Source organism: Brevundimonas abyssalis TAR-001, assembly GCF_000466985.1.
Taxonomy (GTDB): domain Bacteria; phylum Pseudomonadota; class Alphaproteobacteria; order Caulobacterales; family Caulobacteraceae; genus Brevundimonas; species Brevundimonas abyssalis.
In genome coordinates this window covers 18,177-27,482 of sequence record NZ_BATC01000036.1, presented here as the reverse complement: position 1 = coordinate 27,482, position 9,306 = coordinate 18,177, and the positions used below count along the sequence as shown (strand labels likewise).

Sequence of the window (9,306 nt, the reverse complement as noted above, 5' to 3'; positions counted from 1 at the left end):
TTTTTTTCGCTTCAGACCGTCGCCTGCTCAACCGCACGCTCCGAACGGGATTTCGGACATTTCGGACCCTGTTTTTTCCCGGGTCTTGCACTGCAATTGCACTGTTTTTCGCGTCCAGAGTCTCATTCGGGCGGCCAGGTCAAACCTGGCGCCCGACAAGAACGTCCGAAAAAACCGTCGCTTATTGCGGCATCACCACGGTATCGATGACGTGGATCACGCCATTGGAGGCGTCCAGGTCGGTGGCCGTCACCGTCGCCGTGCCGCCCGCCGCATCGGTCAGGATCACCGAGCCGCCTTGCAGCGACGCGGTCAGCTCGGCGCCCTGAACGGTGGTCAGGGTGACGCTGCCGCCGCCGGCTTCGATGGCGGCCAGAACGTCGGCGGCTTTCAGTTCGCCGGCGACCACGTGATAGGTCAGCACGGCGGTCAGGGTGGCGCGGTTGGCCGGCTGGACCAGGGCTTCCACGGTCCCGGCAGGCAGCTTGGCGAAGGCGTCATTGGTGGGGGCGAAAACCGTGAACGGACCCTCGCCAGACAGGGTCTCGCCCAGACCGGCGGCCTGGACTGCGGCGACCAGGGTGGTGTGGTCGGGCGAGCCGACGGCCACATCGACGATGGTCTGGCTGGAGTGCATCTGGGCGTGACCGCCGCCGTGGTGGTCAAAGGCGAAAGCAGGCGCGGCGACGCCGCCGGCGAGAAGGGCAGCGACGGCGACCTTGGTGATCAGATGTCTCATGATTTCGTCTCCTGAGTGCGACCGACTTGCTGCCGATCACATTCAGTTACGAAGCGCGTTACCTTGAAGATGCATGATCATCATCGAATTCGACAACGATTGTTCTTATGGTGAACATAAGATGATCTTGAAAAAGGGCGCGGGGAGACCGGCGGAAGGGCAGGTAAGGTCTCCCCGCGCATCGACGGGCCGAAGATGGAGCAACGGAGACGAACCAGCCTCCAGCGCCGTCGATAATCCCAGTTACGACGGCGCCGAGACCTTGGATGCAGCGATCAGAGCTGGGTGATGTCGCCCTGGGCCACCACGGGGCCGTCCGGCTGGGCCGACGGGGTGTGGCCCGGCTCCTCCATGGACACGGCCACCGAGATCGCCTGCCCGGCCACCGAGGCCAGGGTGGCGTCCAGATTGTGGGTCGCGGGCTGGGTCGGGTGGAACGCGCCCACCAGCTGCACGCCGCCGTCCGGCTTGACCAGCCACAGGTGCGGCACGCGCGGATCGCCTTCCATCACGTCGGTGGGGGCCAGGAACAGGTGCCCGGTGCCGGCATCATAGGCCAGGGTCACCGCCGCGGCGCCGTTCTCCAGCGTCAGGGTCGCCACCCGCGTCACCCCGCCCTGGGGCGCCACCGGTTCGGGAACGGCGGCGGGCTGCGCCACCATCACCGCCAGCGCAGCCACACTGGCCGCCAGCAGTCCGGTGGAGCCGATGGCCCACCGCCGCCAGAACGCCAGCCGGCCGTTGTCGTTCGCCGCCGCGACCCCGAAGGCCCCGGCCGCGATGCGCACCCACAGGGCGTCGGAAGGCCGAACCGGGGCGATCTCGTCCGCCAGCCGGGCCAGATCCTCGTTCCAGCGCGCCACGCGCCCCGCGAACGCGGCGTCTGTCTGCTCGCGGCCCCGCGCGGCGGCTTCCTCCGCCGGAGGCAGGATCCGCAGGGCCAGTTCCCCGGCCAGCACGTCGTCGGCGTCCTTGTCGATGGTGTCGGTCATTGTTCCAGACAGGCCCTCAGCTTGAGAAGCCCTCGCCGTATCCAGCTCTTCATGGTGCCCAGCGGCACATCCTGCCGCTGGGACAGTTCATCATAGGTCACGCCTTCGAAGAAGGCCGTGCGGATGGCGCCGCCGACCTTGTCGTCCAGCTCCTCCAGGCAGCCGTTCAGGCGCCGCGCCTCGTCCGCGCTCTCGATCTGCGCCGAGGCCAGGGGCGCGTCGTCCGCGACCTCGAAGGCGTCGTCCACCGGGCGGGTCTGGACCCGGGCGCCGGCCGAGCGCAGGCGGTCGATCGCGCGATTGCGCGCGATGGTCACCAGCCATGTGATGGGGCTGGCGCGGGTGGCGTCAAAGGTTTCGGCCCTGCGCCAGACTGTCAGATAGGTATCCTGCAAAACATCCTCGGCGAGCCCCCTGTCGCCCAAGATACGCAGGCATACGCCCAATAGTTTCGACGAGGTCGCCTCATACACCCTCTGGAACGCGGCCCGGTCGCCCTGCCCCGTCTTGCCAAGCTCGATGGCCAGAGCCTCGCGCGTCATCACCGCTTCCATGCGTGTCCTCGAATTGCCGGATGGATTGTGGGCGCGCGGGGCGCCCCGTCAAGGTCAGTCGTGCAGATAAACGATCCGCTTGCGTCCCGCCGCCCGCATGTCGGCCAGATGTCGCTCATGATCGCCGCTGGTCTTCGCCTCGCGTCCGTTGGCCTCGACCCAGTGTGTGGCCTCGATCTCCTTCTGCAGGGTGCGCCCGGCGAACTGATGTCCCACAAAGAAGAAGTCCACCACCGAGCCTGCCACGGGGATCTCCGTGACGGCCACATCGAACAGCAGATAGGCCGCCATCTTGGCCAGGGTCCGGGGCGAGGCCTTGGCCTGGAGGCCGCTGGCGAACAGCAGGGCTCCGGCGCCCAGGCTGTAGGCGCCCCCCACAAGAGGGATCCAGGTCAGCAGGCCATCCATGCCCACGCCCCAGGGTCCAATCTTGATCACCCGATCGGAAAGCTTGCGCACCCCCTCGACTCGGGACCAGACCTTCTCGATATCGTGGATGGTCCGTTTCGCCATGAGCCCCTCCCTCGCCTGCGCGGTTCTTCGACCGTCCCTTACAAGCCACGCTTGAATGTCCCTCAAACGTCTTCAGTTGCAAAGCTCGGTGAATTTACTGGTCCAGGCGGTCCTGACCGCCGCCGCGCTCGGCCCGCTGGTCCTCGCCCTGGCGTCCCTGTCCGGGATCGGCCATCGCTGGGTCGACATCCTGGCCCAGTTCCCCGCGCCACTCCTCCCGCTGACCCTGGCGGCGACCCTGATCGTGCTGCTGCTGCGGTTCTGGGTTCCGGCCGCCACCGGGGCGCTGGCCTGTCTGCTTCTGGCGCTGGCCATCTGGCCCCAGATCGCGCCCGGCGGTCCCGCCCCGGCCGCCGACAGCCCCCGCGTTCGGCTGTACGCCGCCAACCTCTACGCCATGAACGAGGACGTGGCGGCCATGCGCGCCTCCATCGAGGCCGCCGACGCCGACATTGTGGTCCTCGTCGAGTTCGGCGAAGCCCCCAGCGCCGCCGTCGAGACGCTCCTCGCCGGCTACCCCCACCGGGAAATCACCGAGCGCGTCGTCCGCAGCGAGGACGCGGTCCGCTCGGTCATCGCCTCCCGCTACCCCCTGTCGCGCCGCTCCACCGAAGGCAATGAACGCCAGATGATCTCCGCCGTGGCCGACACCCCGCTCGGTCCGGTCCGCGTCGTGGGCGTCCACCTGACCCGTCCGTGGCCCTTTCAGTACCAGTGGGGACAGATCATCCAGACGCAGAATCTGTTGACCCATATCGACGCCGCCCCCGAACCGGTCGTTCTGGCCGGCGACTTCAACAGCGTGGCGACGGGACGTATCGGCCGCATGCTGCGGTCAGAGGGCGGCTTGATCCATGCTCCCGGTTGGCCCGGCACATGGCCCGGACCCCTGCCCGGCCCGCTGCGCATGACCATCGATCAGGTCTATCACTCACCCGACATCGCCGTGGCGAAGCGCAGCCTCGGCGGGCCCACCGGCTCCGACCACCGCCCGGTTATCGTCGACCTGGCCCGCCCGGCCGATTAGGTCCACCAGGCTTCGCCCCGTCCGCCCGGCTCGCCCAGCGCGATGGCGATCCATTCGCAGATGTCCTGCGCCACCGCCTGCGCGCCTTCCGGCGGATTGATCAGGACCAGGGCGCAGCCGTTCATCTGCATGGGGTTGGTCAGCGGCCTCAGCCGCGCCTCGGCCACCAGCGCCCGCTTCACCCCTGCGTCGGCCAGCCGCCGCAGGAACCCGTCGAAAGTCTCCATGTCCTTGATGGGCAGCCAGATGGCGATGACCGTGTCCGGATCCCGCCGCATCAGGGCGCCAGCCGTTTCGGCGCAGCGTACATAGTCGTCCGGCCGCTCGAACGGCGGATCGATCAGCACCAGCCGCCGACGATCCCCCGCAGCGACGGCGCGCACCACCTCATAGCCGTCGGCCTGGCGCGTCTCCACGCCCTCGCGTCCCTTGAGCCGCTCGGCCAGCAGATCATGCTCCTCGGGCCGCAGTTCGCAGGCCAAATAGCGGTCGCCCTTCCTCAGGCTGTCGGCGATCAGCAAAGGCGAGCCGGGATACCAGCGCACGGTCTCGCCGCCGCCGTTGCGCGCCGCCACGGCGGCCTTCAGCTCGGCCAGCTCGGTCGGCAGTCGCGCCGCGCCCATCAGCCGGGCGATCCCCGCCTGCGCCTCCTTCGAGCGCACGGCGTCCTCGCCCAGATCGTACAGGCCCGAGCCCGCATGGGTGTCCACCACCAGCATCCGCCGCTCGTCGCGCGCCATGCGGCCCAGCAGCCACAGCAGCAGGCCGTGCTTGACCAGATCGGCGAAATTCCCGGCGTGATAGGCGTGACGATAGTTCATGGCGGCGGCTTCGCCTTCACGCCCCGCCACGTCAAGCGGAACCCTTCATCCCGTCCGCGTGTTCGCGCTTGGCTTCCACCGAGATGACCCCATGCCCGACGGCTCCGCCTTCATCGACCCGGACCAGATGCCCGAGGGGCTGACATGGTGCGCCGACGACCAGCCGGGCCTGACCCGCGTCCGGCGCGGCAAGGGATTTTCCTATCACCGGGCGGGCGGCGAGCCTGTCACCGACGCCCGTATCCTGTCGCGCATTCGCGCCCTCGCCATCCCGCCCGCATGGACCGACGTCTGGATCTGCCCGCGCGCCCGGGGCCACATCCAGGCCACCGGCCGCGACGTCAAGGGCCGCAAGCAGTACCGCTATCACGCCGACTGGTCCGAAGGCCGCTCGGAAGCCAAGTTTCACCGCCTGACCGACTTCGCCCGCGCCCTGCCCCGCCTGCGCCGCCGGGTCGAGGAAGACCTCTCCCGGCGCGGGCCCAGCCGCGAGAAGGCCGTCGCCACCACCGTGCGCCTTCTGGAGATCACCCTGATCCGTATCGGCAATCGGGAGTACGCGCGCCAGAACCGCAGCTTCGGCCTGACCACCCTGCACAAGCGCCATCTGGAGGTGGACGGCTCGGCCCTGATCTTCGCCTTTCGCGGAAAATCCGGCGTGGAGCACACCGTCACCGTCCGCGACCGGCGCCTGGCCCGCCTGCTGAAAGCCCTGCGCGACCTCCCGGGTCAGCATCTGTTCAAATACCGCGATGCGGACGGCGATCTGGTCCCGGTCAGCTCCGATGACGTCAACGCCTACATCCGCGACGTCATGGGCGAGCCTTTCTCGGCCAAGGACTTCCGCACCTGGGCCGCCACCGTCTCCGCCGCCCGGGCCCTGCGGGAATGCGAAACGCCGGCTTCGAAGGCGGAATTGAAGCGCCAGTGCAATCAGTGCCTCAAGGCCGTGGCCGGCCTTCTGGGCAACACCCCGGCCGTGTGCCGCTCTGCCTACGTGCATCCGGCGGTGTTCGACCTTCATGAATCCGGGGGCCTGGCGGACTTGCCCGGCCCGGCCGCCAAGGGGTTCGAGCCGGCGCTGATCCGGGCGCTCGACGCTCATTCTGCGCGAACCGCATAGAATCGCTCGCATGACTTGCTAAAAGGCGGGGGTCAGCGCCCGCGCCATGGAGGTATGATTTGCGCCAACTGGCGAACACGATGGATCTGGGTGCAGCCTTCGACGCCTCTCCCAACGCCTATGTGCTGCTGAACACCGACCTGGTGATCGCCGGCGCCAACACGGCCTATCTCGAGCTGGTGAACGCAAAGCGAGAGCAGATTATCGGCCGCCCCATGTTCGAGGCCTTCGACTCCGGTCCGAGCGACGAGGCGCCCGAAAACGTCCGCCAGGTCCGCGACTCCATCCTCCACGCGATCAAGACCGGCCAACGCGACCATCTGGCCATTGTCCGCTTCTCGATCCCCTTCGAGGACCCCACGGGTGCGGTGATCTACGAGGATCGCTTCTGGAGCGCCACCCACACACCCATCCGGGACGAGACGGGCAAGGTCGCCCTTGTGCTCCAGCACACCACCGACATCACAGAAATCGAGAGTCTGCGGCATCAGGTCGGCGCCGTCACTGGCGAAACCTCCACCGCGCTGGACGCGGCGCTCGGCGGCGGCGTCCTCGCCCGCGCCCAGCAGGTTCAGCAGAGCAACCGCAAGCTGGAGATCGAACGGCGAAAGTTGAACGACCTCTTCATGCAGGCGCCCGGCTTTGTCGCTGTGCTGGGCGGGCCGGATCATGTCTTCGAGCTGGCGAACTCCGCCTACGGTCAGCTGATCGGCCACCGGGAGGTGCTGGGCAAGTCCGTTCGCGAGGCCATGCCCGAGGTGGTGGATCAGGGGTTCATCGACCTGCTTGACCATGTCTACACCACCGGCGAGACCTATGAAGGCCGCGAAAGCCTGCTCCAGCTGCAGCGGCGCAGGGGCGGCGATCTGGAAGACGTCTATCTGAACTTCATCTACCAGCCGATCCTCGGCGAAGAGGGCCGCATCGTCGGCGTCTTCGTTCAGGGCCATGAGGTCACCGAAACCGTCAAGGCCGACCAGCGCCAGCGCCTGATGATCGACGAACTGAACCACCGGGTGAAGAACACCCTGGCCACGGTCCAGTCCATCGCCATGCAGACAGCCCGGACCCACGAGGACCCCGCCAGCTTCGCCGAGACCTTCCAGTCACGGCTGATGGCGCTGTCGCACACCCACAACCTTCTGACCCGCAGCCACTGGGAAGGGGCCGACCTGCGCGACGTGCTCCAGCACGAAACCCTGGCCCATGGGGCCCACCGGGTGATCCTCAATGGACCGTCCGTCGCCCTGCCCCCCGCCATGGCGGTGTCCCTGGGCATGATCTTCCACGAACTGGCCACCAACGCCGCCAAATACGGCGCCCTCAGCACCGGCGACGGACGCGTGTTCGTGGACTGGAGCGTGCAGGATCTCACCAACCGCAAGCTGGTGATCTTCTGGCGCGAACAGGGCGGCCCGTCGGTGACGGAGCCCAGCCGACGTGGATTCGGCAGTCGTCTGATCGAAAGGAATGTCCGCCACGATCTGGCGGGAGAGGCGAAACTCGTCTACGCAAGTGACGGCTTTAATGCGGAAATATCCCTTCCGCTGGATCGAGGCGATGGGCATGAGTAACGCGTTGACGGGCCGCAAGGTCCTGGTTGTGGAGGACGAGTCCCTCGTCGCCATGCTGCTTGAGACCATCCTCGAGGACATGGGGTGCATCCCCGTCGGTCCCGTCTCCACCGTGGATGAGGGTGTGCAGAAAGCCGAGAACGAGCCCGATCTGGACCTGGCCCTGCTGGACGTGAACGTGGCCGGACGGCAGGTCTTTCCGGTCGCCGAAGCCCTCGCCCGCCGCGGCATCCCCATGGTGTTCTCGACGGGCTACGGCGAGGCTGGACTGCCGCCGGAATGGCGTGGCGTGCCGGCCATCCAGAAGCCCTTCAGCGAGGCCGCCGTGCGCGACGCCATGCTGGGCGCCCTCAACGTCGCCCGCGCCTGAGGTCCTTCAGGATTTCCCGCGCCGCATTGTGCCCCGGCGCCCCGGTGACGCCGCCCCCGGGATGCGCGCCCGATCCGCACAGATAAAGCCCGGGCACCGGCATGCGGTGATCCCCGTGCCCCAGCACCGGCCGCGCGCTGAACAGCTGGTCCAGGCTCAGCCGTCCGTGGAAGATGTCCCCGCCTGGCAGGCCGAAGCGCCGCTCCAGATCCAGCGGCGTCAGCGCCAGCCGCCCCAACACCGACGCCTTGAACCCCGGCGCCAGACGGTCCACCGTGTCGATCATCAGGTCCGCCACCGCGTCGCGGTGGTCGTCCCACGAGCGCCCCCCTGACAGCACCGGCGCCACATGCTGGCAGAACAGGCTGGCCACATGGGCGCCCGGGGGCGCAAGGCTATCGTCCAGGGTCGAGGGGATCAGCATCTCCACGATCGGCGCCTTCGACCAGCCGTCCCGCCGCGCATCCATGAAGGCCCGGTCCATGTAGTCCAGGCTGGGCGCGATGATGATCCCCGCCGTCAGATGATCGCCCGGCTCCGGCAGGCAGGTGAAGCGCGGCAGCTCCGACAGGGCCACGTTCATGCGGAAGGTCCCGGACCCCGACGCATAGCCGCCGATCCGCTCTCTGAAGTCCGTCGGAACCACGGCCGGGTCCACCAGCCGCTCAAACAGCAGGCGCGGGTGCAGGTTCGAGACCACGGCCCGTCCCCGCACGGTCTCGCCGGCTTCCGTCACCGCCCCCACGGCCCGGCCCTTCTCGGTCAGAACCTCGGCCACCGGGCTGTCCAGGCGAATGTCCACGCCCTGTTCGGCGCAGGCGGCCGCCATGGCTGGGTGATCGCTCCCATGCCGCCGATGGCGTGACCCCAGACGCCGCGCTTGCCGTTCACCTCGCCGAAGATGTGGTGCAGCAGCACATAGGCAGAGCCCGGCGTGTAGGGGCTGGCGTAGTTCCCCACCACGCTGTCGAAGCCGAACAGGGCCTTGACCGGATCGCTCTCGAACCAGCCGTCCAGCCAGTCTCCCGCTGACTTGGTGAACAGGTCCAGCAGATCGCGCCGCGCCGTGGTGTCCAGCCCCGCCATGCGCCGCCCCACCGACGCGGCCTTCAGCATTTCCGGGATCACGGCCGCCCAGCCGCCCTCCACCACATTGGGCGGGGTGGTCAGGATCAGGGCGCGCAGCACATCGGCCACCGCCTCCAGCCGCCGCTCGTAGGCCGGCAGCCGCTCCGCGTCGCGCGCCGAGAATTTCGCCGCCTCGGCCTGGGTCCGCCCCTCCCCCGCCAGCAGATACGAACTGTCATCCAGTGGCAGGAAATTGCCCACCTTGCGCTCGACCACCCGCAGGCCGCGCCCCGCCAGATCCATGTCCGCGATGATCTTCGGGTTCAGCAGGCTGACGGTGTAGCTGGCCGTGGAGTTGCGGAATCCCGGATGGAATTCCTCCGTCACCGCCGCGCCGCCGACCACGCCGCGCCGCTCCAGCACTGTCACCTTCAGACCGGCCCGCGCCAGATAGAAGGCGCAGGTCAGCCCGTTGTGCCCGCCGCCCAGAATGACGACGTCTGCCTGATCCTGATCCCGCACCGG

9 protein-coding genes and 1 pseudogene are annotated in these 9,306 nt (G+C 68.2%); 4 read left to right on the top strand and 6 right to left on the bottom strand.

What is annotated here, in order from left to right; genetic code table 11:
- Nucleotides 1–181: 181 nt before the first annotated feature.
- The 4 genes from MBEBAB_RS09825 to MBEBAB_RS09810 form a co-directional block, all read right to left on the bottom strand.
- Nucleotides 182–739 carry a fasciclin domain-containing protein gene (locus tag MBEBAB_RS09825; protein ID WP_021697822.1) on the bottom strand — a complete coding sequence of 186 codons (558 nt, stop codon included), beginning with the start codon at nt 737–739 and terminating at the stop codon, nt 182–184.
- Nucleotides 740–1,014: 275 nt separating this feature from the next.
- Nucleotides 1,015–1,731 carry an anti-sigma factor gene (locus MBEBAB_RS09820; RefSeq protein ID WP_021697821.1) on the bottom strand — a complete coding sequence of 239 codons (717 nt, stop codon included), beginning with the start codon at nt 1,729–1,731 and terminating at the stop codon, nt 1,015–1,017.
- Entirely contained in the window at nt 1,728–2,273 is a 546-nt protein-coding gene (locus MBEBAB_RS09815; protein ID WP_231378869.1) for a sigma-70 family RNA polymerase sigma factor, read from the bottom strand. Before MBEBAB_RS09815 ends, MBEBAB_RS09820 begins: the two co-directional genes overlap by 4 nt.
- A gap of 66 nt (nt 2,274–2,339) precedes the next feature.
- A complete protein-coding gene (locus MBEBAB_RS09810; RefSeq protein ID WP_021697819.1) occupies nt 2,340–2,798 on the bottom strand; it encodes a DUF4112 domain-containing protein in 459 nt (152 codons plus the stop codon).
- A gap of 55 nt (nt 2,799–2,853) precedes the next feature.
- Here MBEBAB_RS09810 and MBEBAB_RS09805 point away from each other — a divergent pair, with 55 nt between their 5' ends.
- On the top strand, nt 2,854–3,825 hold the full coding sequence (locus MBEBAB_RS09805) for an endonuclease/exonuclease/phosphatase family protein (RefSeq protein WP_021697818.1): 972 nt from the start codon (nt 2,854–2,856) through the stop codon (nt 3,823–3,825).
- Here the strand turns inward: MBEBAB_RS09805 and rlmJ are convergent.
- A complete protein-coding gene (gene rlmJ / locus MBEBAB_RS09800; RefSeq protein ID WP_045319161.1) occupies nt 3,822–4,646 on the bottom strand; it encodes a 23S rRNA (adenine(2030)-N(6))-methyltransferase RlmJ in 825 nt (274 codons plus the stop codon). The genes MBEBAB_RS09805 and rlmJ overlap by 4 nt on opposite strands.
- A 91-nt stretch (nt 4,647–4,737) precedes the next feature.
- On the opposite strand from rlmJ, the gene MBEBAB_RS09795 reads away from it, so the two are divergent.
- From MBEBAB_RS09795 to MBEBAB_RS09785, 3 genes are read left to right on the top strand one after another with little or no spacing between them, the layout of a single operon-like run.
- A complete protein-coding gene (locus MBEBAB_RS09795) occupies nt 4,738–5,769 on the top strand; it encodes a DNA topoisomerase IB (protein WP_021697816.1) in 1,032 nt (343 codons plus the stop codon).
- 59 nt (nt 5,770–5,828) lie between these two features.
- Entirely contained in the window at nt 5,829–7,343 is a 1,515-nt protein-coding gene (locus tag MBEBAB_RS09790; protein WP_231378871.1) for a sensor histidine kinase, read from the top strand.
- Nucleotides 7,336–7,713: a response regulator gene (locus MBEBAB_RS09785; protein ID WP_045319160.1), complete on the top strand. Its 378-nt coding sequence runs from the start codon at nt 7,336–7,338 to the stop codon at nt 7,711–7,713. Before MBEBAB_RS09790 ends, MBEBAB_RS09785 begins: the two co-directional genes overlap by 8 nt.
- Here MBEBAB_RS09785 and MBEBAB_RS09780 read toward each other — a convergent pair.
- Nucleotides 7,694–9,303: pseudogene (locus MBEBAB_RS09780) on the bottom strand (phytoene desaturase family protein). The gene MBEBAB_RS09785 and the pseudogene MBEBAB_RS09780 overlap by 20 nt on opposite strands.
- Between the last annotated feature and the right edge of the window lie 3 nt (nt 9,304–9,306).

Coding starts and splice junctions, on each gene's coding strand:
- MBEBAB_RS09805 (WP_021697818.1), top strand. CDS start 2,854: ATGTCCCTCAAACGTCTTCAGTTGCAAAGCTCGGTGAATTTACTGGTC.
- MBEBAB_RS09820 (WP_021697821.1), bottom strand. CDS start 1,731: ATGACCGACACCATCGACAAGGACGCCGACGACGTGCTGGCCGGGGAA.
- MBEBAB_RS09785 (WP_045319160.1), top strand. CDS start 7,336: ATGAGTAACGCGTTGACGGGCCGCAAGGTCCTGGTTGTGGAGGACGAG.
- MBEBAB_RS09815 (WP_231378869.1), bottom strand. CDS start 2,273: ATGACGCGCGAGGCTCTGGCCATCGAGCTTGGCAAGACGGGGCAGGGC.
- rlmJ (WP_045319161.1), bottom strand. CDS start 4,646: ATGAACTATCGTCACGCCTATCACGCCGGGAATTTCGCCGATCTGGTC.
- MBEBAB_RS09795 (WP_021697816.1), top strand. CDS start 4,738: ATGCCCGACGGCTCCGCCTTCATCGACCCGGACCAGATGCCCGAGGGG.
- MBEBAB_RS09810 (WP_021697819.1), bottom strand. CDS start 2,798: ATGGCGAAACGGACCATCCACGATATCGAGAAGGTCTGGTCCCGAGTC.
- MBEBAB_RS09825 (WP_021697822.1), bottom strand. CDS start 739: ATGAGACATCTGATCACCAAGGTCGCCGTCGCTGCCCTTCTCGCCGGC.